Below are 23,174 nucleotides of genomic sequence, written 5' to 3'. Positions count from 1 at the left end.
GTGAGACAGAAAGGATCCGAATGGTTTCCAGGAAGAACAAGCAAAGTGACCCTCATGCCCAGCGTGAGGCCCAGAAATATGACAACCCCATCCAGAGCCGGGAGTACATTCTCCAGCATCTGAAAGAGCGGGGCGCGCCGGCCACGCACGAGACCCTGTGTCAGGAACTCGGGCAGACGTCCGCGGAAGGGATTGAAGCGTTGCGCCGTCGTCTGATTGCGATGTGCCGTGATGGACAGTTGATCTGTAACCGCCGTGATGCGTTCCTGCCGATCGAGGAAGCGGATCTGGTCACCGGGCGTGTGGTTGGACATCGTGATGGTTTCGGGTTTCTGATCCCCGATGACGGTGGCTCCGACCTGTTTCTGACTGCCCGGCAGATGCGCCAGGTATTCCACGGTGACCGGGTAGCCGCCCGGGTGGATCAGGTGGATGATCGCGGGCGCCGGGAAGGCAAGATTGTGGAAGTGCTGGAGCATCGCACCTCCCAGATTGTCGGTCGCTTCTTTAAAGAGAGCGGCATCGCTTTTGTGGTGCCGGAGAACGCCCGGATCAATCATGAGATACTGGTTCCGGATGAGCAGGCGGGTAAGGCAGTTCACGGCCAGTATGTGGTGGTGGAAATTATTCGTCAGCCGACGATTCGAACCCAGCCTACTGGCCAGGTCATTGAAATTCTGGGCGAGCACATGGCGCCGGGAATGGAAATTGATGTTGCCATTCGTTCCTACGAAATTCCCCATAGCTGGCCGCCCGCCGTAGGTGAGCAGGCTGCCTCGATTCCGGCGGAAGTGGCAGAGAAAGACAAGGCAAACCGGGTGGATATCCGCAACATGCGCCTGGTGACCATCGACGACGAGAGCGCTCGTGACTTCGATGATGCCATTTACTGCGAGCCTCGTCCCCGTGGTGGCTACCGGTTGGTGGTGGCCATCGCTGATGTATCCCATTACGTCCGCCCGGGGTCGCCACTTGATGAAGAGGCCATTCAGCGCGGTAACTCGGTGTATTTTCCGGACCACGTGGTGCCCATGTTGCCGGAGAAACTCTCCAATGGCCTGTGTTCCCTGAACCCGGATGTCGACCGCCTGTGCATGGTGGCCGACATGACCATCAGTGCCGCCGGTAACATCAGCGGCTACACCTTCTATCAGGCCGTAATGCGCAGCCATGCCCGGCTGACCTACAACAAGGTCAGTGCCATGCTGGAGCATCCGGATACGGAGCAGGGCTACAAACTCAGCGCCCACTATGCGGATCTGCTGCCGCATCTGCACAACCTGTATGACCTCTACAAGTTGTTGCGAAAGGCTCGCACCGAGCGTGGGGCCATTGATTTCGAGACCACGGAAACCAAGATTGTTTTCGATGCCCAGCGCAAGATTGAGGAAATTGTTCCGGTGCACCGGAACGATGCCCACAAGATTGTGGAAGAGTGCATGCTGTGCGCCAATGTGGCGACGGCCCGCTTCCTCAAGAAGCACAAGATTCCGGCGCTTTACCGGGTGCACGACGGGCCTTCGGAAGAGCGTCTGAGCAATCTGCGCCTGTTCCTGGGTGAGCTGGGATTGCAGCTGGGCGGCGGCGACAAGCCGTCATCGGCAGATTACCAGGCCTTGCTGGGTCAGGTGGCCGACCGCCCGGATGCCAATGTCATCCAGATGGTGATGCTGCGCTCTCTGAGCCAGGCGGTGTACAGTCCTGAGGAAGCCGGGCATTTTGGTCTTGGCTTCGCCAGTTATACCCACTTCACGTCGCCAATTCGACGTTACCCGGACCTGATTGTGCATCGGGCCATCAAGTCCCGGATCCATAATCCCGAGGCGACCAAAGATCTGGTGTCTCCGAAAGTGCACGATCCCGAATTGGCAGAGTATCCCTACGATTACGCCCGCATGGAGCAGCTGGGTGAGCATTGCTCCATGACCGAACGCCGGGCCGACGATGCTACACGGGATGTCATGGCCTGGCTCAAGTGCGAGTTCCTGCGCGATCACGTGGGCGAGGAGTACGATGGCATTATCGGCGCGGTGGTGCCGTTTGGCTTCTTTGTTGAGTTGTCCGATATCTACATCGAAGGTCTGGTACACGTGTCCACGCTCAGTGGTGACTACTTCCATCACGATGCCGTCAAGCATCGTCTGATTGGTGAGCGCACGGCCGTCAGCTTCCGTCTGGGTGACGAAGTGCGAGTCCGCGTGGTGCGTGTCGATCTGGAAGACCGCAAAATCGATCTTGAGCTGGTAAGTACCCCCAGGCGCCGGAAGGCAGACCGCGATGCGCTGGAAGTGTCCAAGCGCGAGCCGCGGGGCAAAGGCAAGGGTGGTCGCTCCGGTAAAGGGCAAAAATCCGGTAAGCCGGCCAGCGCCAAGGAAAAGCTGGCCGCAGAGGCTGCCCGGGAGGCCCGGTCCAAATCGGCCAAAGGTAAACCGTCAGGCTCGGGCCGTAAGCGCAAGAGTCGCAAATAACACGTTACGCAGGAATTGATTGTCAGTGTCTCAGGAATATGTATTCGGCTGGCATGCCGTAGATGCCGTGTTGAAAAGAGAGCCGGAGCGGTTGCAAAGGGTCTGGATTCAGACCGGTCGTCAGGATAAGCGGGTGAAGTCGGTTACCGATGCCCTTGACGGTCTGGGGGTGCCCTGGAAAGTGGTGCACCGGAAAGAGTTGGATGAGCGGGTGTCCGGTGTCCACCAGGGTGTTGTTGCTGCCGTTGCGGAAAGCCGGGAGTGGACCGAGGATGATCTTCTTGCCCTGTTGGCCGCCAGCGACAAGCCGCCATTCCTGCTGGTGCTGGATGGCGTGACGGATCCCCATAATCTGGGTGCGTGCATGCGCACCGCCGATGCGGCGGGAGTGCAGGCCGTGATTGTGCCCAAGGATAAATCTGCCTCGTTGACGCCGGTTGCCCGAAAGGTCGCCTGTGGGGCGGCAGAAACGGTACCGTTTGTCCGGGTGACCAATCTCGCCCGTTTCCTTAGGGAGTTGAAGGACCAGGGCGTGTGGTTGATTGGTACGGCAGGTGAGGCGGATGCCACCTTGTATCAGGCTGATTTCAAGGGGCCGGTTGCTCTGGTAATGGGCGCCGAAGGTAAAGGCATGCGCCGTCTGACCCGTGAACACTGTGACCAGTTGATCAACATTCCGATGCTCGGCCACGTCGACAGTCTGAATGTGTCGGTGGCGACCGGTGTCTGTCTGTACGAGGCACTGCGCCAGCGCCTCGGTTAAACCTTGCACAAACAGGCCTGCGGGCCTAGAATACTTCACCCCTTTTTCAAGGGGTGGCTTTTTATTGTCTGTTGTATGGCAATGGTTAGCTTCGCTTTTGATCAAGCCTTTCTTGTAAAGCCTTATTGATAAAGCAAAAAAGAAACCGGCAGCACTTGCTGTCACCTCCTTGCTTTCACGCTCCGGCCACAACCACTGGTATGGCCACCGGGAGAAGGAAGCTGTTTAAACCGTAGGGAGAACTCATGCGTCACTACGAAATCGTTTTCATGGTACATCCGGATCAGAGCGAGCAGGTGCCCGCGATGATCGAGCGTTATACCAGCGTCATCACTGAAGATGGCGGCAAGGTACATCGCCTGGAAGATTGGGGCCGTCGTCACCTGGCTTACCCGATCAACAAGATCCACAAGGCTCACTACGTGCTGATGAACATCGAGTGTTCACAGGCAGCGATGGACGAGCTGACTCACAACTTCCGGTTCAACGACGCCATCATCCGTGACCTGATTCTGCGTCGCGACGAGGCCGTTACCGACCTGTCTCCGATGAAAGCCGCTGAGTCCCGTGAGGACCGTCGTTCCGGCGGAGACGATCGTCCACGTCGTTCAGCTGACTCTGAAGAGCGTCAGAGCGCATCCCAGGACGAAGAAGAGTAATTAACCGGAGTTAGGAGTTACGTTATGGCTCGTTTTTTCAGACGTCGTAAGTTCTGCCGCTTCACGGCAGAAGGTGTTAAAGAGATCGATTACAAGGATCTGGACACCCTGAAAGGCTACATCACTGAAACCGGCAAAATCGTGCCCAGCCGCATCACCGGCACCAAAGCACGTTATCAGCGTCAGCTGGCTACCGCTATCAAGCGTGCCCGCTACCTGGCACTGCTGCCGTATACGGACGGTCACGACCACTAAGTTTTAACGGACAGGACCCGGGACCATGCGTGCACTGGCACAGTATGTAATGCGCGGTCCCCTGCAGGCTGGCGGGGTTGCAGCGGTTACCACCGCAGTACCCTTACTGTTCTGGATTGGCGCAGCGGTAACTGGCCTGGTCGTTCTTCGACTGGGCATTCGCCAGGGGCTCAATATTGGCCTCTGGGCTTTGATTCCGGCGATCGGGTGGGCCGTTTACGGCCAGGATCCCACGGCGCTGGCGGTGCTGCTGCAGGTGATGCTGATGGCATCCATTATCCGGACGACGTTGTCCTGGGAAAGAGCGCTGTTGTCCGGTGCCTTTCTGGCGATACTGACCGGGCTGATGTTGCCTGTGATGTATCCGGCGCTGCTGAACGATCTGGTTCAGGCTGGTGTCGAGGTTTACGAGCAGTACAACACTGAAATGGCCCGTGCGCTGGGTGGTGAACTGGAACAGGTTATCCGGGACACCATGAACGCCAGCATGGCCGGTACCTACTTTGCCACCGCCATCGGTATGACGATGCTGGCAAGGTCGTGGCAGGCGGGGTTGTATAACCCCGGTGGATTCCGCAAGGAATTCCATGGCCTCAGGTTATCGCCGGCGGTAGCCGTAGTGTGCGCCATCACCATGGTGGTCGGCCCGATTCTTGGGCTGAATGCCATCCTGCTGGCCTGGGCTGCGGGCACCCCGCTGGTTCTGGCCGGGTTGGCTCTGGTGCACGGTGTGTTTGCTCGAAAGCAGTGGAGCGGAAACTGGCTGGCAATGTTTTACGTTGCTCTGGTTCTGCTGGGTCCCAATCTGTTGATGCTGTTAGTGGTTCTGGCTTTTGTGGATAGCTGGCTGGATATCCGGGGGCGTATACCCGCCGGTCCGGCTGAATAAAGCACGAAGAGGTTAACGAGATGGAAGTTATTCTGCTCGAGAAAGTCGCAAACCTTGGCTCCCTGGGTGACAAGGTAAAGGTTAAGGCCGGTTACGGTCGTAATTTCCTGCTGCCGTACGGCAAGGCCGTTCCTGCTACGGAAGCAAACGTAAAGGCGTTTGAAGAGCGTCGCGCTGAGCTGGAAAAAGCTGCTGCTGAGAAGCTGGCTGCTGCCCAGGCCCGTGCCGAAGCTCTGGAAGGCGCTTCCTTCACCGTCACCTCCAAGGCCGGTGAAGAAGGCAAGCTGTTCGGTTCTATCGGTGTTCGTGACATTGCCGATGCAGTGTCTACCGGTGGTACTGAAGTCGAGAAGAGCGAAGTTCGTCTGCCGGAAGGCCCGATCCGGGTGACTGGCGAGTACGACATCGAACTGCAGCTGCACACAGACGTTGAAGTGACCATCAAGCTGGCGGTTGTTGCCGAGTAATCGGTAGCCCAGTGACAGGTCGATTCAACCAGCACTGAAGCCGCAGGTTTCTGTGCTGAAAAACGGGCCCGAGCCGGAGACGGTTTCGGGCCCGTTGCTTTCTGGTATTCTTGTCATCTCGTTTGTTCATTTCCCTGATGTCGGTGTCTATGGCCAATCCCACTCTGAAACCTGCTTCTATTGATCCGGAAACCAGTCGCATCAAGGTCCCGCCGCATTCGGTCGAGGCTGAACAGGCGGTGCTCGGCGGCCTGATGCTGGACAACCGTCGGTTTGACGAGATCGCCGAAATTATTTCAGCGGCTGATTTTTACCGGCAGGACCATCGCCTGATTTTCGGCGCCGTGGAGCGCCTGGCCAGCGAGAGTGAGCCGCTGGATGTGGTTACCCTCGCCGAGTTTCTGGAACGGGCCGGCGATATTGAGGATGCTGGTGGTCTGTCTTATCTGGCGGAACTCGCCGAGAAAACACCCGGCGCCGCCAATATCAGAGCCTACGCTGACATTGTTCGCGAACGCTCCATTCTGCGGCAGCTGGTGGAGGTGTCCGGCAAGATCTCCGATTCAGCCTTCAACCCGCAGGGGCGAAAAAGTAACGATATTCTGGACGAAGCAGAACGCAGTGTGTTCCAGATCGCCGAGGCACGTACTAAAGAAGGTTCCGGTCCCAAGGCCATCAACCCCATTCTGGCGACCACACTCAGCCGGATTGAAGAGCTGTTTGAATCCGGCGAGCAGACGACCGGTTTGACCACTGGTTTCCGGGACCTGGACGACCAGACCTCCGGTATGCAGCCGGCCGACTTGATCATTGTGGCGGGGCGGCCCTCTATGGGTAAGACCACCTTTGCCATGAACATTGTTGAGAACGCCCTGATCAGCACCGGCACCCCGATACTGGTGTTCAGTATGGAGATGCCCGCAGATGCGCTGGCCATGCGTATGCTGTCGTCGCTTGGTCGCATTGATCAGACCAAAGTGAGGGGCGGCAAGCTGGAAGAGGATGACTGGCCCCGGCTTACCTCTGCCGTCAGTCTGTTGAAGGATAAGCCGCTTTATATCGATGACACTCCGGGGCTGAGCCCGACAGAAATGCGCTCCAGGGCCCGTCGGGTGGCGCGGGAGAACGGCGGCAAGATTGGCCTGATCATGGTCGACTACCTGCAGTTGATGCGGGTGCCGGGTAACACTGAAGGCCGGACTGCGGAGATTTCTGAAATCTCACGCTCACTCAAGGGTATTGCCAAAGAACTGGGCTGCCCGGTTGTGGCGCTGTCCCAGTTGAACCGGAGTCTGGAGCAGCGCCCCAACAAACGCCCGGTCAACTCGGACCTGCGGGAATCCGGTGCGATCGAGCAGGATGCCGATGTGATCATGTTCGTATACCGGGATGAGGTCTACAACGAGGATACGCCGGATAAGGGCATTGCCGAGATCATTATTGGTAAGCAGCGGAATGGCCCGATCGGTACCATCCGTCTCGCGTTCATCGGTAAATACACCAAATTCGAAGACCTGGCGCACGGCGATTACAGCGATTACGGTGGGGATTATTAATGCCACGCCCCACCGTTGCCCGCATTGATCTTGACGCCCTGAAACACAATTTCCGCCGGGCCCGGGAACTGGCCGGAACCGCCTATGCCATGGCGGTGGTCAAAGCCGATGGCTATGGCCATGGCATTCGCTCGGTTGCTGATGCTCTGGCCCCGGAGACCAGCCGGTTTGCGGTGGCCTGTATCGAGGAAGCCATAGCCATTCGCGGTGCCGGCCATCGACACAGCGTGGTGCTGCTGCAGGGCACCCATCAAAAGGATGATCTGGCCGAATGTGAGCGGTCGGGTTTTGAACCGGTGCTCCACTGTCAGCAACAGTTATCGTGGCTCGGTGTGGGGCGTTCTCCCAGATTCTGGATCAAGGTCAATACTGGCATGAACCGTCTGGGCTTCCGGCCCGAAGAGCTGCCGGAGGTGATGGCCGGGCTTGAGGAAGCGGGCCTGAAGCATCTTGCGATTGGTTTTGTCACTCATTTTGCCTGTGCCGATGATTCGGACAGCGAAATGACCGGGCTCCAGACCCGGATTTTTGAGCGGGCAGTAGCCCCCTGGCCGGATTTGATGCGTAGCGTTGGCAATTCTGCGGCTCACTTTCGCCCGAATCAGCCGCTGTACGAGTGGAGCCGCCCGGGGATCATGCTCTACGGGGCGTCACCCATGGAGGGCAAAACCGGTGCGGAGCTGGGGCTTTGCCCTGCGATGACCTTGCAGGCGCCTCTGATTACCACACGCGTGGTCCGTGCCGGGGAGTCGGTAGGGTATGGCGCTTCCTGGACGGCCAGTCAGGATACCCGGATGGGCATGGTGGCCATTGGTTATGCCGATGGCTACCCGCGTCACGCGGGTACCGGAACGCCAGCCGCTGTGCGCGGCCAGCGAATCCGTTTGTTGGGGCGGGTCTCCATGGACATGCTGGCGGTAGACCTGAGTGCTGTCCCTGAAGCCCGCGAGGGCGACCTGGTGGAGCTCTGGGGCAAAACCGTGAGTGTCGACGAGGTGGCCGGTTACGCCGGTACCATTGGCTATGAGTTGCTCACCGGCGTTACGTCGCGGGTGCCTCGGGTTCATGAATGATTTCTTCGATGAAATCGAGAATCGCCGCCAGGCTGCGGTCGTCCAGTTTCTTGAGGACTTTGTGAATCACCATTTTGCTGCCCTTGAGCATGCTACTGATGCCCATTTTGGCCATTCCCATCATCATGCTGCCGGCATTCAGGCGGCGTAGTGGCTCAAGGAAAAAGAAATCCAGCCCGGATTCGGTCAGTTCAACGATGAGCTCATACAGCTGGTCGATGGCCTGCTTGTCGGCTTTGCCGCGGCCTTTGAGCTCACTGACGGTATAAAGAGCCCGGGTTCTTAGTTCATCGGGGATAGGGGCCACTATATGGCTCTGTTGTTTCAGCATTGGGATTCCCGTTGTTGTATGCTTGTCGATCCGGGAGCGTTCACCGGCTCCCCGTAAGGCTGACGTTTCAGGCTGCATGATACTGCAGTAAAGTAGTGTTCCGAGCCATTGGCCCGAGTGTTTCCTGACATCCGTCACATCAGTGATATTCCGGAGGCGTTGTTTCCACGTGCATGTACTTGTTGTTCACGACTATGGCCCGCTTGGCAAGGTGCTGTTGGAGCGCCTGCGGGAAACGCATCTGCGGATCAGTCCTTTGCTGGTCAGTGATCCTGCCAATGTCGACCTGCATGCCCTGGATAACTGGATTCCTGAAGACACCGCGCTGATTATCAATGCGTTGTGGCTCGCGGATCCGGAAAAGGCGGAGAAAAACCGGGAGGCGACTCACGAAGCGGCGTTTTCATTGCCGTTGGCGCTGGCCGAGCATGCCCGTGAGCGCAAAATGGCTTTACTGCAGCTTTCTTCATGTTATGTGTTTGATGGCCGTAAACAGGGTGCCTACATAGCGTCGAATCCAGGGCAGCCTGTTAACGAGCTGGGTCGCTGGCAATGGGAATGTGAGCAGGCCCTGAGAACGCAGCTCCCGCGGCATATTATTCTGCGTACCGGCTGGAGCCTGGCCCGATTTATCGGCAAGGTTCAGCGAAGTACGGCGCAAGGTGGCCTGTCTTTGCCCGGCCGGTGTCAGGGGCAGCCGGTGGCGGTGAAAGATCTGGCGAGGGTGATCGTGGCGGTGGCGCTCCAGATCGATTGTGGTGCTGAAGTCTGGGGTACCTACCAGTATGCCGGGGCAGAAGAGATCAATCTGTATGAACTGGGGTTGGCGATCGCCGGCATGCCTGGCATTCCTGAAGGAATCAAGGTGGTGGACGAGGTGCCCGACTGGGGCCACATCGAACCGGTAAACACCACTATGGTCTGTACCAAGATCCGCAATACCTTCGGCATAAAACAGATGCCGTGGCGCACTTGGTTGTCTGAAGAGGTGGCGATGTTGAAGGAATCGAACAGCGCTGAGCGGGTTCCGGCAAATTCCTGAACCCGCTCAGGGTGTGTGACTGGTTAGTGCTTACTGGCCCTGACGGGCGAAATCCCGCGTTACCATTTGCAGCGCTTCCACATCCAGCAGTTCCACTTCCCGCCCGCGAGCGCGGATGATGCCCTGATTCTGGAAGCGGGTGAAAACCCGGCTCACGGTTTCAACTGCCAGGCCCAGGAAGTTGGCAATGTCGTTCCTGGCCATGGGCAGGCTGAAATTGGTAGCCGACATACGACGACGCCGGAAGCGGCTGGACAGCGACAGCAAAAGCGCCGCAATGCGCTCTTCGGCGGTATTCTTGCTGAGCAGCATGGCCAGTTGATGGCTGTTCTGGATTTCCTGGCTCATCAGGTGATACATGTGGTGCTGCAGTTCCGGCAGCTTGCCGGTGAGTTCCTCAAGCCTGTCGACCGGGAATTCACATACGCTGGTACGTTCCAGTGCTTTGGCAGTGCAGGCATAGTTCTCGCTGCTCATGCTGTCCAGCCCCACCAGTTCACCAGGCATGAAGAAACCGGTTACCTGTTCTTCACCGCCTTCGGTAATAATGGATGTTTTGATGGAGCCGCTCTTGACCGCAAAGCAGGAGCGAACCGGGGTACTCTGATCGAAAATATGCTCGCCGCGGTTATAGATTTTCCCCTGCTGGACAATGTCCTCAAGGCGATCAAGATCGTTCTCTTCAATGGCCAGAGGTAGACACAGGTTGCTCAGGCTGCACTGGTGACAGGAGGCCTTGAGAGGGGATACTTGGTGAAGTCGAATTGCCTGGGCCATAGTTGACGAACCATCCGGGTTGATCCATTCAAAACCGCACCGAAGCGTGTGCGGTGCGTCCTCAGCCCCAACAGGTAAGGCTTTTGCCTGCGTTCGGGGCGGACACCCTGGGCGATCCGGATACCTGGGCATGCGGCGGATTCCCATGGGTGCCAATGCTGAAACATCTGGTTTCAGTCACCTTGATTTAAATCAAGTATAGCAAAAAAGGCTAGTCTTATGCCCAAACTTTAGTCTTTACGGGTTTGGCCTTTACGCCGAGTCCGGCTAGCGTTTCTTCTTCTTGCGCTGCTCATCCTTTCTGGCTCTCTCTTCCGCCTCGGCCTGTTCCCGGGCCCGGGCTTCCACCAGTTCCTGCTCCACCATGTCCGGCGTTTCCAGCGAGATCCGGCCGAGCGTCCCGGCTCGGAGTTCGTTCAGCAGCACTTCGGAAACCTTGTGCAGATCCGGTACCCCGCCGCGGCCCAGGAAACGGCGTTTTACGGCGATGGCATCCATCAGTGCCAGCCCATCCACGGGTCTTTCGTCCAGCCCGTAGCGGTTGACGACGAGCTCCGGGTAGTGGGCAATCAGATAATCCGCCTCGAACAGCGCAACATCCTCGAAATCCAGCACAGCACTGCGGATTGCGCCGGTTACTGCCAGGCGATAGCCGCATTGCACCGGCGACAGCTTGGGCCAGAGGAAGCCAGGGGTATCGTAGAGCAGAACGTTATCCGGCAGTTTGATGGCCTGTTGTGCCCGGGTAACCGCCGGCTCGTTGCCAGTCTTGGCGGCGGGCCGGCCAGCCAGGGTATTGATCAGTGTGGATTTGCCGACGTTCGGGATGCCCAGGATCATCACCCTCAAGGCGCTTTTCTGTCGATCATGCCCGGGCGTCATCTCTTCCGCCAGCTTGAGGATGCCCAGGGCTTCCTGGCGTTGATTGTGTGTGAGCGTGACCGCACGTACACCCCGTTCCCGCTCCAGCCAGGCCAGCCACTGCTCGGTGATGACCGGGTCGGCCAGGTCTCGCTTGTTAAGCACCTTGATCAGCGGGGTATCGCCACGCAGCGAAGGTACCAGTGGATTCTCACTACTGAAGGGAATCCGGGCGTCCACCACCTCGATGATGAGGTCCATCTGGGGCATGACTTTCTTGATCTCCTTTCGGGCCTTGTGCATATGCCCGGGAAACCAGTTAATGGCCATGGTGTTTACTCCGCTGATTGATTGAGGGCGCCATTATGCAGGGGAATGACTAAATTTTCACATTCATCAAATCCCGCCAGTGCCGCGCCCTCAGAGCGAATCAAACTGAGAACCTGTACAAATTGAAGGGATATCGGGGTGAAATGAAGTAGGTGAATGCTTTAGGGTGTCACTTCAAATGATTAAAGCCAATCCGTGGTGGCTCCCGACAGGCCGCCTCAATGATGGAGAACAGTATGAAGCTCGCAAAATTCATCGGTTCCGCACTTGTCGCCCTGACTATCTCAGCGCCGGCGATCGCACAGCAGTCGCCGGGTGGTCAGCCGGATCAGGTGGCCCAGCTTGCGCAGATGGTGGGGCTGTCTGAAGAACAGCAAACCGAGATTCGCGGCATCATCGACGACATGCAGGGCGAGATCGGCGAACTGCGCCAGGATGCCCGCTCGCTGCAGGAAGACCTGCAAGAGCAGATCAAGCCGGATTACGACGAGTCTGCCATTCGTGACAATGCCGCCAAACTCGGTGATGTGACCGGTGAAATTGCAGCGCTTTCTGCCCTGATGCAGGCGAAGGTGGATGCGGTGTTCACCCAGGAGCAGCGTGATGAGCTGGATCGCCGCATGAAACAGATGCAGCAGCAGATGCAACAACAGCGTCAGATGATGCAGCCTCAGGGCCAGCAGTAATTTGCTGAGTCGGTGTATTTGAGAGAAACCCCGTCGGAGCCTGGCCCCGGCGGGGTTTTTTGTTATGGGGTATTAAACGGTCGAACCAGAATGATCAGCCTGGGCAGCAAGGTGAGCGCACCCAGCAAGGCCATGAACATGGCAAAACCGGTGAACAGGCCAAAATAAATGGTGGGAATGAAGTTCGACAGCACCAGTATGGAGAAACCGGCAATGATGGTCAGCGAGGTGTAGAACATGGCCTGGCCGATACTGCGGTGACAGCGATGCATGGTGGCCAGGTAGTCGCCGTCTTTGGCGAACTCGGTTTTGAAGCGATGGATGTAGTGGATGGTGTCATCTACCGCAATCCCGACGGTGATGGCCGCCACGGTAATGGTCATCATATCCAGTGGAATGCCCAGCCAGCCCATCAGCCCCAGTACTGAGCCTGCGGCAATCAGGTTGGGTGCCATACCCACCAGCGCCAGCTTCACGGAACGGAACAGGATCAGAAACATGACCAGGATAGCGCCAAACACCACGCCGATGGTTTTGATCTGGGAATCGAACAGGCTCTGAAGCATGTTGTTGTACATCACTGTCATGCCTGAGAGCAGTATGCGATCCCGGTCGTAACCGAGTTCGGTGCTCAGGTGGTGGCGAATGTCATCCAGCAGCTCCTGTCGACGCAGGTCTGGCATGGTTTCGAGTATGCGGATACTGAATCGCGCCTTGTCCTGCTCCTCAGAAATATAAGGGGTCAGCAGAATATCCTGTAGATCGTCCGGTACGGCGGCGGGCACAAAGGCCAGCTCCAGGGCGTCCAGGGGCTCACCTCCGTTAACCTGGGCCAGCAGTTCGAGTGTAGTCTGTATGGATAGGACTTTGCCGGTCTCCGGCAGGCTGTGCAGGTAATCATGCACCTCGCCCAGCTGGCGCATTTTCTGATAGGTGTACCAGGTATCCCGGTATTCCTCGTCACCGCAGTCTTCTACAAACGGGTCGCAGTCACTGGCGAAAGGATCCGTGTTGGCGTTTTCCGGGGCGGGTTGATCGGTGATGACCACATCCAGCGGCGTGGTGCCCCCCAGCCGGTCGTCTATGGTAACCATACCCTGATGGATTTCGGTGGAGGACTTGAAGTAGTCGATAAAGCTGTTCTCCACCGTCAGCCGGTTCAGGCCAATCACGCAGAGCACGGCAATGACCCCGGAACTGACCAGAACCGTCCCGCTGAAGCGCTCGGTGAAGCGGGCGAAGGCATCGGTGAAGGGCACCTTGTCTGAGCTCACGCGCTGGTCGATTGGGGGTGGCAGCAGGCTCAACAGGGCCGGGAAGATCAAGAAGGTAATGAGAAAAGCCACGGTCAGCCCCAGGGTCATCATCCAGCCAAAATCGATGACTGGCCGGATGCCGCTGAAGGTGAGGGAGCCGAAGGCAACAATGGTGGTGATCGCCATATAGAAGCACGGTCGGATCATGGTCATCAGGGTGTTGCGCAGGGTGGTATTCGGTGCAGCTTCGGGCTCGTCATGCTGGAATTCCCGGTAGCGCACGATCAAGTGGATGGTGAGCGACAGGGTCATGATCAGTAACAGCGAAATGAAGTTGGACGAAATCACCGTCACCGGCCATTGGGCCCAGCCCAGAAATCCGACCATCAGCCAGACGGTGAAACCGCAGCACAACAGCGGCACCACGACCCAACGCCATTGCCGGAAAATAATCGCCAGGGTGAGCAGCAGGAAAGCCAATACCCCGAAGCCAAAGGTGGAGAGATCGTTTTCGATAAACCGTATCATGTCGGCGACAATCATGGGCACGCCGCCCAGGTGGATGCTGGCGTGGTCGCGGTATTGCTCCAGTATGGCGCGAACCTGATTGATGGTGGCATCACGCTCTTCACCCAGTTGCTCGGTGTAGCGGATAAATTCGTCGCTTGTCTCCTCAAGCTGCGTCCGCTCGGCCTCGCTGGCCTCGCCCCGATTCACCTTTTCCCGGAGTTCGTTGCGCTGGTTGAGTAAGTCAAAATAGCGGTCCGGGGTTGGCAGGTTGACCTGGATGGCCGTGGTCTTGCCGTCCTCGCTGATGAGCAGGTTGGGGTACATGGGGTTGTCCAGCAACGCCTGTCGGCCGGTCGCCGGAGCCACATCGTGTTCATCCAGCGTTTTGATCTCGCTGTCGACGGTGTCCAGGGTAAGGTCCGGACTGTGCAGAAGCGGTACATTCAGAATGCTGTTGGTGGAACCGACGGCCTCAAGAGCCTGCAAGTCGTCGCGAAGAGCCCTTAACCGCGCCAGACCTTCGGTGGTAAACAGGGGCTCGTTGGAGGTGTAGGTGACCACCAGGAAATCGTCAGAGGTGGTGAAGGTCTGGTTTACCTGTCGGTACTGCTCCAGCGAACGATCGTTTTCCAGCACCAGGGATTCTGCCGAGGCATCCAGCCGGAACTGATCAAAACGCAGCGCGGTCACTGCCAGCAGCAGGGCAAACAGGGCCAGGACAATCCAGGGGTGGGGCAGGATAAAACGGTCGTAGAAGGCGCCAAGGCGATTCATGGGTTACAACTCTGCAGTCAAAAACGAGTGGAGAGTGTGCCACAAACCTCAGCGAACTGTGACCTTTGCCGAGGCTTCTTCCAGTGAACGGATCAGTTGCTCCAGACGTTGCGTCATATCCGCGCTTTCCGAGAGCTGGACGACCATGTTCCGGGTAGTCTCCCGAATGTCCTGGACATTGGTCAGAACCTGATCGGTATCGGCGGTCTGTTCGGCAGACATATCCGCGATTTCCTGATTGGTCCGGTCGATACGACCGACCACCTCGTTAATGGCTTCCAGGGCCTGGCGCCCCTTCTCGGATTCTTCCACGCATCGCTCGGCGTCGTCTGAGCTCCCCGTCATCTGTTCGACAGCGGTGTTCATGGAGGCCAACAGGCGATCCAGGGTGGTCTGGATCTGGTCGGTGGAGTCCTGAACCCGGCGCGCCAGGTTACGGACTTCTTCGGCAACCACCGCAAAGCCCCGGCCCTGTTCGCCGGCGCGGGCGGCTTCTATGGCGGCATTGAGGGCCAGCAGGTTGGTTTGCTCGGCAATGCCCTTGATTTCGGTAATGGTCTGGCCAATCTCATGGCTGTTTTCGGCCAGTGACTGCACGCTGCCAGCAGACTGGCGAACCACACTCGCCAGCCTGCGAATACTGTCGGCGCTCTGGCTGACCCGTTGGCTGCCATTTACCGCAGTTTCCCGGGCTTCTGTTGACAGGGTTTTGGCAATGCCTGCCTGTTCGGCGATGCCGACAAAGCTTTGCAGCATGGCCTCAACGGATTCGGCCGAGCGGTTGGCGCCTTCCTGTTGCCGCGTGAGGCTGTCCCTGCGTGCGGCGGCCCGCTGGGTGAGAGATTCGACCTCCTGGTGCAGGTGCTCGGTGGCCGTTTTCATGCTGCGAACGACATCAGATGTACGATCCTGCATCGCATTGAAGGCAGCGGCCATTTCGCCAATTTCATCCCGGGAGTCGACGTCGGCCCGGCGACTCAGGTCGCCGCTGGTCTGCACCGCAACCATGGTGTCCTTGAGCCGGTTAACATGGCGTTCGATAAAGGAAATCAGCAGCTGGGAACCGGCCATCTCCAGCGCCATGAGCACCGCCACGATCAGTGCAAAGCCCGGCGCGGTGTCTGCAAATACCTGGCTGAAGCTGGATTCGGTCTGGCCCGCGATCACCTGCATGGCATAGAGCACCAGCAGACACAGCACCGCAAACACGAGAATATTCAGCAACCAGAATTTGTACTTCAGCCGGATATTTCGCAACAGGGTCAGCATTGGCAGCTCTCAGTCAACGGCCTTGACCGGAATCTGCATCGCCTTGTCGGGCACGGGAACCTCCGGCACGCTCAGGCCCAGATTGTTCTTGTCGAATACCCGGTCGGCCCGGTAGCTGGAGCGAACCATGGGGCCGGACGGCACTTCCATGAAACCTTTTTCCAGACCAATGTCGCGGTAACGGTTGAATTCTTCCGGGGTGACGTAGCGCTCCACCGGCAGGTGGTTCGGCGTCGGGCGCAGGTACTGACCCAGGGTGAGAATATCCACACCAATGGCGCGCAGATCATCCATGGTTTCAAGGATTTCCTCTTCGGTTTCACCCAGACCCAGCATCAGGCTGGTTTTGGTGAGCACATCTGGCCGATGTTTCTTGGCGTGGGCCAGTACGCTCAGGGTTTTTTCGTAACCGGCACGGGGGTCTCGCACACGACTGGTCAGGCGCTTGACGGTTTCCACGTTCTGGGCGAAAACGTCCAGTCCGGAATCCACCACTTTTTCCACGTCGCTCATTACTGCATCAAAGTCCGGGGTCAGGGCTTCTACCGCCACCTCCGGGGTACGCTGTTTGATGGCCGAGACACAGGCCGCGTAGTGCGCGGCGCCGCCGTCGGGCAAGTCGTCACGATCTACCGACGTCAGCACGATGTAGCGCAGGCCCATCAGTTCCACAGACTTGGCGGTGTTTTCAGGCTCTTCCGGGTCAAGCCAGCCTTTCGGGTTGCCGGTGTCGACTGCGCAGAATTTGCAGGCCCGGGTGCACACAGAGCCCATCACCATGATGGTGGCAGTGCCGTTGGTCCAGCATTCGCCAATGTTGGGGCAATGTGATTCCTGGCAGACGGTGCTCAGCCGGTGCTCGGTTACGTTCCGGCGCACGGCATCGTAGCGCTCGCCGCCCGGCATGCGCGCCCTCAGCCATTTCGGCTTGCGCTCCAGAGATTTGCCTTCCGTGTTTGATGATGAACGCTTGACGCCGTCCTTGATGGCGGAGAAGCCGTGTTCGTTACGGAATTTGGAACCACTGGTAATGCGGGGCTTTGCGCTTTCGCTCATTGGCCAGGAACTCTCGGATAAGGGTGTGGTGAACCTTTAAGAGTAATCGGCAGGCAGGGCAGTTACAAGGCAGGTAGGGGCAATCACGGGGTTACCGGGCACGACTTTGGTCGTACCCGGTTGAGGGAAATCAAGCCTGGGATTTTTCCAGGGCCTGAGTGATATCGGCGATGATATCGTCGGCATCTTCAATGCCGATCGACAGCCGTACAAGGTCTTCGCTGACCCCCGCACTTTTCAGCTCGTCAGCATTGAGCTGGCGGTGGGTAGTGGTGGCCGGATGGCAAGCCAGGGACTTGGCGTCGCCAATGTTCACCAGTCGCAGGATCAGATCCAGGGCATCGATGAATTTGGCGCCGGCTTCGCGGCCGCCTTTAATACCGAAGCTGAGAATACCGGAGGCCTTGCCGCCACAGATCTTGTCGCAGGTCGCCTTATAGGGGCTGTTCGCCAGGCCGGCGTAGTTGACCCATTCCACGGCGGGATGATCCTGCAGGAACTGGGCAACCTTCTGGGCGTTGTCGCAGTGGCGTTCCATGCGCAGGGCCAGGGTTTCCAGCCCCTGCATGATCAGGAACGAATTGAACGGCGACAGGGCGGAGCCGGTGTTGCGAAGCGGTACCACCCGACAGCGGCCGATAAAAGCGGCTTCGCCCAGGGCTTCGGTGTAAACCACGCCATGGTAGGAGGGGTCGGGCTGGTTCATCATCGGGAACTTGTCGGCGCTGGCCTTCCAGTCGAACTTGCCGGAGTCCACCACAACACCCGCCACTGTGGTGCCGTGGCCGCCGATGTACTTGGTCAGCGAGTGAATCACGATATCCGCGCCATGCTCGAACGGGCGGCACAGAAACGGCGTGGCGACAGTGTTATCGACAATCAGCGGAATGCCGTGCTTGTGGGCAATCTCGGCCCACTTCTGGATATCCACCACATTACCGGCCGGGTTGCCGATAGATTCACAGAACAGCGCCCGGGTCTGGTCGTCGATGGCGTTCTCTACCGCCGCGAAATCATCGTGGGGCACCATCTTGCATTCGATGCCCTGGTTGGGCAGCGAGTGGGCAAACAGGTTGTAGGTGCCGCCGTACAGCTGGCTGGTGCTGACAATGTTGTTGCCCACCTTGCAGATGGTTTGCAGGGCATAGGTAATGGCCGCCATGCCGGACGCTACTGCCAGTGCGCCAATACCACCTTCCAGCGCTGCCATACGCTCTTCCAGAACCGCGTTGGTGGGGTTCATGATGCGGGTATAGATGTTGCCCTGTACCTTCAGGTCAAACAGGTCGGCACCATGCTGGGTGTCGTCGAAGGTGTAAGACGTGGTCTGGTAAATGGGCGTGGTGGCGGCCTTGGTGGTCGGGTCGCTCTTGAAGCCGGCGTGCAACGCGAGAGTAGCTGGTTTCATCACAACATTCCTTGCTGGTGGATTGTTCGTTATTGGTTTAAGGAGCCGAGTATGCCACAGGCATTCGGGCTTCGGCACAGTTCCGGCGGTTATACCGATATAAGGCAGAGGGCGGAGTCAGTCCAGGGCGCCGTATACCAGAGCTCTGAGCTCTTGTCGGATGGGATAGGACGAAGACGGCATCAGCTGGGTCATGAAAATCACCACCAGATCTTCCACCGGGTCGATAAAGAAGCTGGTGCTGGCCAGGCCGCCCCAGCCGAATTCCCCCGGCGAACCAATCGTGGCGGATTTGGCGATATCGGTTTTGACCGAGAACCCTAATCCGAAGCCGCTGCCGGCATAAGGTGTTTCAGTGAAGCCGCCAATAGACAGGGCAGGGAGATCCTGGCCGTCCGGCAGGTGGTTCAGGCGCATAAACTCCAGGGTTTTGCGGCCGATGATGCGCTGGCCCTGATATTCGCCACCCTGGCACAGGGCCTGGGCGAAGCGGAAATAATCATCTATGGTGGAGACCAGCCCGCCGCCACCCGACAGGAATTTTGGTTCCTTCAGATAGCGCGACCGCTCCGGATCATCCTGGAGTTTCATGGTATTACCGGATTGGTACAGATAGCAGGCGGCAAAGCGTTCCCTCTGGTCCGGTCGCACATGAAATCCGGTATCGGTCATGCCCAGGGGGCCAAAGATGTGCTCCTGAAAGTAGCTGTCCAGAGACTGGCCGGAGAGCAGCTCAACCAGGTAGCCCAGGACATCGGTAGACACAGAATAGTTCCACGCGGTACCGGGAGAGAACTCCAGCGGTAACTCGGCCAGCCGGTCGACCAGCTTGTCCAGAGTCAGAATGGTGCTGCCATCCAGTTTCAGCTTGCGGTAGGCGGCATCCACCTCGGTTCGCTCGGTGAAGCCATAGGTCAGCCCGGAGGTGTGGGTCATCAGATCCCGGATGGTCATGACTGAGGCCGCGGGTTCGGTCTCGAAATCCGGATAACGGCCTCCCTTGTAGACGCGTAGATTGCGCCAGCCTGGAATGTATTTGTGGACCGGGTCGTTAAGCAGGAACTTGCCCTGCTCGTACAACTGCATCATGGCAATACTGGTGACGGGTTTGGTCATGGAGTACACGCGGAACAGGGTGTCCCGGTTCATCGGTAAGTTTCTCTCCACATCCCGCAGGCCCTGGGCGTGACACCACAGAATCTCGCCATGCCGGGCTACCAAGGTAACCATTCCAGGAAGCTTCCCCGGCTGAAGGTAATGAGTGTCAAAGAAAGAAGCGATTGGCTCGAATTTTCCGGTATTCCGTTTTGGCATAGTCACTGTGCACAGGTATTGAAGAGGTTAGTTCGATCAGCGTGTTGCCGGCAGACAGGGCATTTCTGTACTACCCTGAAACCACCGTTCGATTTGCACGGGCAGGGAGCAGCTCACATGGGCAGGATACCGCACTGGCTTGCGCCGGTTTTAATCTACTTTCTCACTATACCTTCATTATCGGGTGCCGTAACTGATAAGACCGTCTATCCCGTTGGTGTTTTTGAGGGGATCCCGCGGGAAATTGGCGTTGAGAACGGCTCGCTGGTTGGCCGCTTTGCCGACATTTACCGCTGCGTCTTTGATCGCGTGGAAGGAAACTTCCAGTTTATCGAGATGCCGCTGGCGAGAATTCTCTTTCAGTTGGAGAAGGGAGAATTGGCGATTGGGTTGCCTCTTGTGCAGACGGCAGACCGCGACCAATATGCCGATTTTGGTGGCAGGCTGTTCCAGACCGAATACGTGTATCTGTTTTTGGAGCAATATCCGCCTTTGCGCCAGGTGTCCGGCCTGCGTTATGCCTTTGTGCGTCGGTTCATAGGCAACCAGTTTCTTCAGGGAGACAACGCCAGTGCGGTCATGGTGGCTGAATGGAAGCAGGCCGTTGATATGGTGAAGCTTGGCCGCGCTGATATCGTGGTTTTACCGGCGGTTCTTATCGACCATTTGATGGCGGGGTATGAAAAGCCGTTCTACGTGCGAACCGCGGCGTGGGTAGATCTTTCGTTGTATGTGTCTCATCGCTTCGGTGCGGGGCGATTGACACCGGAATTCCGCAAAGCTGTTCGTGATTGCGAATCCTATGATGACCGCGAGTAATGGCTGACCCGGATTCTATCCTTTTTTGTGGAGCAATCGTTCAAAAAGAAGTACTGTATTCGGTAGCGGCATAAACTGTTTACCGGTGGCCTATCCCTTGATATCAGACTCTCTGTACCGTTTTCTCTTCTATGTTCTGCTGTTGATTCCTGGTGCAGTGAAGTCAGACACGTTCCCACTGGCTCCCCTCATCGTCATGGCGCCCGACATACCCGGGATGTCGGAGCCAGGAGAAAGTGGCCGAGATGTAGAATTGGTGAATGCTGCGCTTGAGGCCTGCGGCTGGGAAGCCGAATTTGTCTACCAGCCCTTCGGTCGCCACATCCGCACTTTTCGCGACCTGACTGCCGCCGATGCCGTTATGACGGTCCCGCTATCTTTGGACATACCGGGGTTCTCCACGTCTGCTTATATCTGGTACCACAACGGCGCCTTCTATAACGCGTCGGTGGTTGGTCCCATAACGACAATTGATGATTTGGCAGGGTTAAGAGCGGTTACGTTTCAGAATGGCATCGACATACTCAGGCTTTCTGATCTCGTGGATGAGTTTGAGCTGTTGCTGGAGGTGACTGACCAGACGATCCACGCCCGGATGCAGTTAATGGGCCGCGTTGATGTCATTCTTGCCGACGGTCTTGTGGTGGCTACTCTGGACAGGCGGATCCGTTCAGACCGTCGTTTTGGGGAGAGTTGGCCAAAAGAGCTGGACGATTTTGTATTCTATCCGGTTTTCAATCCTACTCCTTACAAAGTGGTTTTCCGAAGTGAGGAGCTTGCCACTCAGTTTGACGAATGCTTTGATCGCCTCAGTGCGAAAGGCCGGATAGTTGAAATCAACAGCAAACACATTGATCAGTATCAGGAGCTGCTGCTGCACCGTTATTTGGGGTTCTAGTCAGTTCGCATCGCGGTGTCGTTGAGAATGCTCTATTGCGGAGCCTGGTACTTCTGCATTGGAAGCAGGCGTGTCGTCCAAAGGGATTTGTTTCTTTCTCGTTGCTCTTAAAAGGGGACGCTCACCAGGTTCTTTTGACCGTTGATACTGACAGTCCCCGACTAACCGTCTCTGATGGCGGCTATCTGATTCTGAACTGGTCTTTATGTTCAGAGCGGAAGCATCCTCAATAGCTTCTCCATCCGGCATTCACTAACCGTGATTGACAGTGTGTTTCGGGGTGCAATAGCGCCGGCAAAGTTGTTGTGGGCAACCGGGGGTCAAAAAGGGGATAGCCACAAAAAAAGGGCTACAGCGTGAGCTGTAACCCTTTGAATTCTGGTAGCAAGGGGCGGAGTCGAACCGCCGACCCCAGCATTATGAGTGCTGTGCTCTAACCAACTGAGCTACCTTGCCATTTCGCTTCGGGACACGCCCCAAACGAGGCGCGTATTTTCGGTATTTGGGCTCATTCTGTCAAGGCTTTACGGCCAAAAAATACCGAAAATTACACGTTGAACCGGAAGTGAATAACATCGCCGTCTTTGACGATGTAATCCTTGCCCTCCAGGCGCCATTTGCCGGCATCTTTGGCGCCGGCTTCGCCGTTGTACTGTACGAAATCGTCGTAGCTCACCACCTCAGCCCGGATGAAGCCGCGTTCGAAGTCGGTGTGGATAACGCCGGCCGCCTGAGGGGCTGTGGCGCCGATTCTGACGGTCCAGGCACGCACTTCCTTCACGCCGGCGGTAAAGTACGTTTGCAAGCCAAGCAGGCCGTAACCGGCGCGGATCACACGGTCCAGCCCAGGTTCTTCCATGCCCATTTCGTCCAGGAACATGGATTTCTCTTCGTCTTCCAGTTCAGAGATCTCGGCTTCCAGCTTGTTGCAGATGGGTACCACGACTGCGTTTTCAGAAGCGGCAATCTCACGCACCTTGTCTAGGTGGGGATTGTTCTCGAAGCCGTCTTCGTTCACGTTGGCGATGTACATGGTGGGTTTGACGGTAAGCAGGCAAAGCTCGCGAATCAGTGCCATCTGGTCTTTGTCCAGGCCCATGCTGCGCACTGGCTTGCCTTCGTTCAGTACCGGCAACAGTTTTTCAAACATTTCCAATTGGGCCTTGGCTTCTTTGTCGCCACTCTTGGCGACGCGCTGGACGCGTTTGATGGCTTTCTCTACGGTGTCGAGATCGGCCAGGGCCAGCTCGGTGTTGATCACTTCGATGTCGGAAGCAGGATCTACCTTGTTGGCCACGTGGATGACGTTTCCGTCTTCAAAGCAGCGCACCACGTGAGCAATGGCATCGGTCTGGCGGATGTTGGCCAGGAACTGGTTGCCCAGGCCTTCGCCCTTGGAGGCGCCGGCGACCAGGCCGGCGATGTCGACGAACTCCATGGTGGTGGGCACCACCCGTTCCGGCTTGACGATCTCCGCCAGTTTGGTGAGGCGCGGGTCTGGCATGGCCACCACGCCGGCGTTCGGCTCGATGGTGCAGAACGGGAAGTTTTCCGCGCCGATGCCGGCTTTGGTCAGTGCGTTGAACAGGGTGGATTTGCCGACGTTGGGAAGGCCGACGATGCCGCAGTTAAATCCCATGGAATGCCTCTGCTGGAACTGAAAAATTTGGGCGGATTATACCGGTGTATCGGTAAGGGTGCGAGTAAGGGGAT

Annotated in this window: 21 protein-coding genes and 1 tRNA gene; 12 read left to right on the top strand and 10 right to left on the bottom strand. The window is 57.5% G+C overall.

The window, feature by feature from the left end; genetic code table 11:
• The first annotated feature begins 20 nt into the window (after window positions 1-20).
• The 8 genes from rnr (at window position 21) to alr (ending at window position 8,130) form a co-directional block, all read left to right on the top strand.
• On the top strand, window positions 21-2,468 hold the full coding sequence (gene rnr, locus ACAM27_RS16065) for a ribonuclease R (protein ID WP_014420680.1): 2,448 nt from the start codon (window positions 21-23) through the stop codon (window positions 2,466-2,468).
• 25 nt (window positions 2,469-2,493) lie between these two features.
• A complete protein-coding gene (gene rlmB, locus ACAM27_RS16060; protein WP_369612298.1) occupies window positions 2,494-3,231 on the top strand; it encodes a 23S rRNA (guanosine(2251)-2'-O)-methyltransferase RlmB in 738 nt (245 codons plus the stop codon).
• Between the two features lie 245 nt (window positions 3,232-3,476).
• Window positions 3,477-3,890 (top strand): 30S ribosomal protein S6, encoded by a 414-nt coding sequence (gene rpsF, locus ACAM27_RS16055; protein WP_011785849.1) that lies wholly within the window; start codon window positions 3,477-3,479, stop codon window positions 3,888-3,890.
• A 24-nt stretch (window positions 3,891-3,914) separates the two neighbouring features.
• The gene (gene rpsR / locus ACAM27_RS16050) at window positions 3,915-4,145 is read left to right on the top strand and encodes a 30S ribosomal protein S18 (RefSeq protein WP_011785848.1); all 231 of its coding nucleotides are present in this window, start codon (window positions 3,915-3,917) and stop codon (window positions 4,143-4,145) included.
• A 25-nt stretch (window positions 4,146-4,170) separates the two neighbouring features.
• A complete protein-coding gene (locus ACAM27_RS16045) occupies window positions 4,171-5,034 on the top strand; it encodes a hypothetical protein (RefSeq protein WP_014420682.1) in 864 nt (287 codons plus the stop codon).
• 20 nt (window positions 5,035-5,054) lie between these two features.
• Window positions 5,055-5,501, top strand: coding sequence for a 50S ribosomal protein L9 (gene rplI, locus ACAM27_RS16040; protein WP_369612297.1), 447 nt, complete (start codon window positions 5,055-5,057; stop codon window positions 5,499-5,501).
• A 149-nt stretch (window positions 5,502-5,650) separates the two neighbouring features.
• Window positions 5,651-7,057, top strand: coding sequence for a replicative DNA helicase (dnaB, locus tag ACAM27_RS16035; RefSeq protein WP_014420683.1), 1,407 nt, complete (start codon window positions 5,651-5,653; stop codon window positions 7,055-7,057).
• Window positions 7,057-8,130, top strand: coding sequence for an alanine racemase (alr, locus tag ACAM27_RS16030; protein WP_022991954.1), 1,074 nt, complete (start codon window positions 7,057-7,059; stop codon window positions 8,128-8,130). Before dnaB ends, alr begins: the two co-directional genes overlap by 1 nt.
• Here alr and ACAM27_RS16025 read toward each other — a convergent pair.
• Complete coding sequence (locus ACAM27_RS16025; protein WP_022991953.1) at window positions 8,099-8,461, bottom strand: hypothetical protein; 363 nt, start codon at window positions 8,459-8,461, stop codon at window positions 8,099-8,101. The two genes, alr and ACAM27_RS16025, sit on opposite strands and share 32 nt — an antisense overlap.
• 169 nt (window positions 8,462-8,630) lie before the next feature.
• On the opposite strand from ACAM27_RS16025, the gene ACAM27_RS16020 reads away from it, so the two are divergent.
• Entirely contained in the window at window positions 8,631-9,503 is an 873-nt protein-coding gene (locus ACAM27_RS16020) for a sugar nucleotide-binding protein (RefSeq protein ID WP_113879837.1), read from the top strand.
• Between the two features lie 30 nt (window positions 9,504-9,533).
• Here ACAM27_RS16020 and fnr read toward each other — a convergent pair whose 3' ends face one another.
• Both fnr and ylqF read right to left on the bottom strand, forming a co-directional pair.
• Entirely contained in the window at window positions 9,534-10,280 is a 747-nt protein-coding gene (gene fnr, locus ACAM27_RS16015; RefSeq protein WP_011785841.1) for a fumarate/nitrate reduction transcriptional regulator Fnr, read from the bottom strand.
• A 267-nt stretch (window positions 10,281-10,547) separates the two neighbouring features.
• Window positions 10,548-11,471: a ribosome biogenesis GTPase YlqF gene (gene ylqF / locus ACAM27_RS16010; RefSeq protein WP_369612296.1), complete on the bottom strand. Its 924-nt coding sequence runs from the start codon at window positions 11,469-11,471 to the stop codon at window positions 10,548-10,550.
• 236 nt (window positions 11,472-11,707) lie between these two features.
• On the opposite strand from ylqF, the gene ACAM27_RS16005 reads away from it, so the two are divergent.
• On the top strand, window positions 11,708-12,157 hold the full coding sequence (locus ACAM27_RS16005; RefSeq protein WP_014420689.1) for a Spy/CpxP family protein refolding chaperone: 450 nt from the start codon (window positions 11,708-11,710) through the stop codon (window positions 12,155-12,157).
• Window positions 12,158-12,219: 62 nt separating this feature from the next.
• On the opposite strand, the gene ACAM27_RS16000 is transcribed toward ACAM27_RS16005, so the two are convergent.
• The 5 genes from ACAM27_RS16000 to ACAM27_RS15980 all read right to left on the bottom strand — a co-directional run bounded on the left by ACAM27_RS16000 (window position 12,220) and on the right by ACAM27_RS15980 (window position 19,744).
• The gene (locus ACAM27_RS16000) at window positions 12,220-14,697 is read right to left on the bottom strand and encodes an RND family transporter (protein ID WP_113879839.1); all 2,478 of its coding nucleotides are present in this window, start codon (window positions 14,695-14,697) and stop codon (window positions 12,220-12,222) included.
• A 48-nt stretch (window positions 14,698-14,745) separates the two neighbouring features.
• Complete coding sequence (locus tag ACAM27_RS15995) at window positions 14,746-15,966, bottom strand: methyl-accepting chemotaxis protein (protein ID WP_113879840.1); 1,221 nt, start codon at window positions 15,964-15,966, stop codon at window positions 14,746-14,748.
• Window positions 15,967-15,975: 9 nt separating this feature from the next.
• On the bottom strand, window positions 15,976-17,022 hold the full coding sequence (gene lipA / locus ACAM27_RS15990) for a lipoyl synthase (protein ID WP_011785836.1): 1,047 nt from the start codon (window positions 17,020-17,022) through the stop codon (window positions 15,976-15,978).
• A 130-nt stretch (window positions 17,023-17,152) separates the two neighbouring features.
• Complete coding sequence (locus ACAM27_RS15985) at window positions 17,153-18,430, bottom strand: O-acetylhomoserine aminocarboxypropyltransferase/cysteine synthase family protein (protein ID WP_113879841.1); 1,278 nt, start codon at window positions 18,428-18,430, stop codon at window positions 17,153-17,155.
• Window positions 18,431-18,547: 117 nt separating this feature from the next.
• Window positions 18,548-19,744 carry a serine hydrolase gene (locus tag ACAM27_RS15980; RefSeq protein WP_181800068.1) on the bottom strand — a complete coding sequence of 399 codons (1,197 nt, stop codon included), beginning with the start codon at window positions 19,742-19,744 and terminating at the stop codon, window positions 18,548-18,550.
• A 117-nt stretch (window positions 19,745-19,861) separates the two neighbouring features.
• Between ACAM27_RS15980 and ACAM27_RS15975 the strand changes: the two genes are divergently transcribed.
• Both ACAM27_RS15975 and ACAM27_RS15970 read left to right on the top strand, forming a co-directional pair.
• Complete coding sequence (locus ACAM27_RS15975) at window positions 19,862-20,563, top strand: transporter substrate-binding domain-containing protein (protein WP_011785833.1); 702 nt, start codon at window positions 19,862-19,864, stop codon at window positions 20,561-20,563.
• 25 nt (window positions 20,564-20,588) lie between these two features.
• Window positions 20,589-21,461 (top strand): ABC transporter substrate-binding protein, encoded by an 873-nt coding sequence (locus tag ACAM27_RS15970; protein WP_235853666.1) that lies wholly within the window; start codon window positions 20,589-20,591, stop codon window positions 21,459-21,461.
• 379 nt (window positions 21,462-21,840) lie between these two features.
• Here the strand turns inward: ACAM27_RS15970 and ACAM27_RS15965 are convergent.
• Window positions 21,841-21,917, bottom strand: a tRNA-Met gene (locus ACAM27_RS15965).
• 91 nt (window positions 21,918-22,008) lie between these two features.
• Window positions 22,009-23,100: a redox-regulated ATPase YchF gene (gene ychF / locus ACAM27_RS15960; RefSeq protein ID WP_011785831.1), complete on the bottom strand. Its 1,092-nt coding sequence runs from the start codon at window positions 23,098-23,100 to the stop codon at window positions 22,009-22,011.
• Window positions 23,101-23,174 lie beyond the last annotated feature (74 nt).

Origin of the sequence: Marinobacter sp. RI1 (assembly GCF_041155085.1) — a bacterium.
GTDB lineage: Bacteria > Pseudomonadota > Gammaproteobacteria > Pseudomonadales > Oleiphilaceae > Marinobacter > Marinobacter nauticus.
Note: the sequence above shows the minus strand (reverse complement) of the source record. Positions and strands in the feature narration are given on the sequence as shown.

Bases quoted from the DNA above. Each gene is read 5' to 3' on its own strand.
- rnr (WP_014420680.1), top strand. From the start codon at position 21: ATGGTTTCCAGGAAGAACAAGCAAAGTGACCCTCATGCCCAGCGTGAG.
- rpsF (WP_011785849.1), top strand. From the start codon at position 3,477: ATGCGTCACTACGAAATCGTTTTCATGGTACATCCGGATCAGAGCGAG.
- rpsR (WP_011785848.1), top strand. From the start codon at position 3,915: ATGGCTCGTTTTTTCAGACGTCGTAAGTTCTGCCGCTTCACGGCAGAA.
- ACAM27_RS16045 (WP_014420682.1), top strand. From the start codon at position 4,171: ATGCGTGCACTGGCACAGTATGTAATGCGCGGTCCCCTGCAGGCTGGC.
- rplI (WP_369612297.1), top strand. From the start codon at position 5,055: ATGGAAGTTATTCTGCTCGAGAAAGTCGCAAACCTTGGCTCCCTGGGT.
- dnaB (WP_014420683.1), top strand. From the start codon at position 5,651: ATGGCCAATCCCACTCTGAAACCTGCTTCTATTGATCCGGAAACCAGT.
- alr (WP_022991954.1), top strand. From the start codon at position 7,057: ATGCCACGCCCCACCGTTGCCCGCATTGATCTTGACGCCCTGAAACAC.
- ACAM27_RS16025 (WP_022991953.1), bottom strand. From the start codon at position 8,461: ATGCTGAAACAACAGAGCCATATAGTGGCCCCTATCCCCGATGAACTA.
- fnr (WP_011785841.1), bottom strand. From the start codon at position 10,280: ATGGCCCAGGCAATTCGACTTCACCAAGTATCCCCTCTCAAGGCCTCC.
- ylqF (WP_369612296.1), bottom strand. From the start codon at position 11,471: ATGGCCATTAACTGGTTTCCCGGGCATATGCACAAGGCCCGAAAGGAG.
- ACAM27_RS16005 (WP_014420689.1), top strand. From the start codon at position 11,708: ATGAAGCTCGCAAAATTCATCGGTTCCGCACTTGTCGCCCTGACTATC.
- ACAM27_RS16000 (WP_113879839.1), bottom strand. From the start codon at position 14,697: ATGAATCGCCTTGGCGCCTTCTACGACCGTTTTATCCTGCCCCACCCC.
- ACAM27_RS15995 (WP_113879840.1), bottom strand. From the start codon at position 15,966: ATGCTGACCCTGTTGCGAAATATCCGGCTGAAGTACAAATTCTGGTTG.
- lipA (WP_011785836.1), bottom strand. From the start codon at position 17,022: ATGAGCGAAAGCGCAAAGCCCCGCATTACCAGTGGTTCCAAATTCCGT.
- ACAM27_RS15985 (WP_113879841.1), bottom strand. From the start codon at position 18,430: ATGAAACCAGCTACTCTCGCGTTGCACGCCGGCTTCAAGAGCGACCCG.
- ACAM27_RS15980 (WP_181800068.1), bottom strand. From the start codon at position 19,744: ATGCCAAAACGGAATACCGGAAAATTCGAGCCAATCGCTTCTTTCTTT.
- ACAM27_RS15975 (WP_011785833.1), top strand. From the start codon at position 19,862: ATGGGCAGGATACCGCACTGGCTTGCGCCGGTTTTAATCTACTTTCTC.
- ychF (WP_011785831.1), bottom strand. From the start codon at position 23,100: ATGGGATTTAACTGCGGCATCGTCGGCCTTCCCAACGTCGGCAAATCC.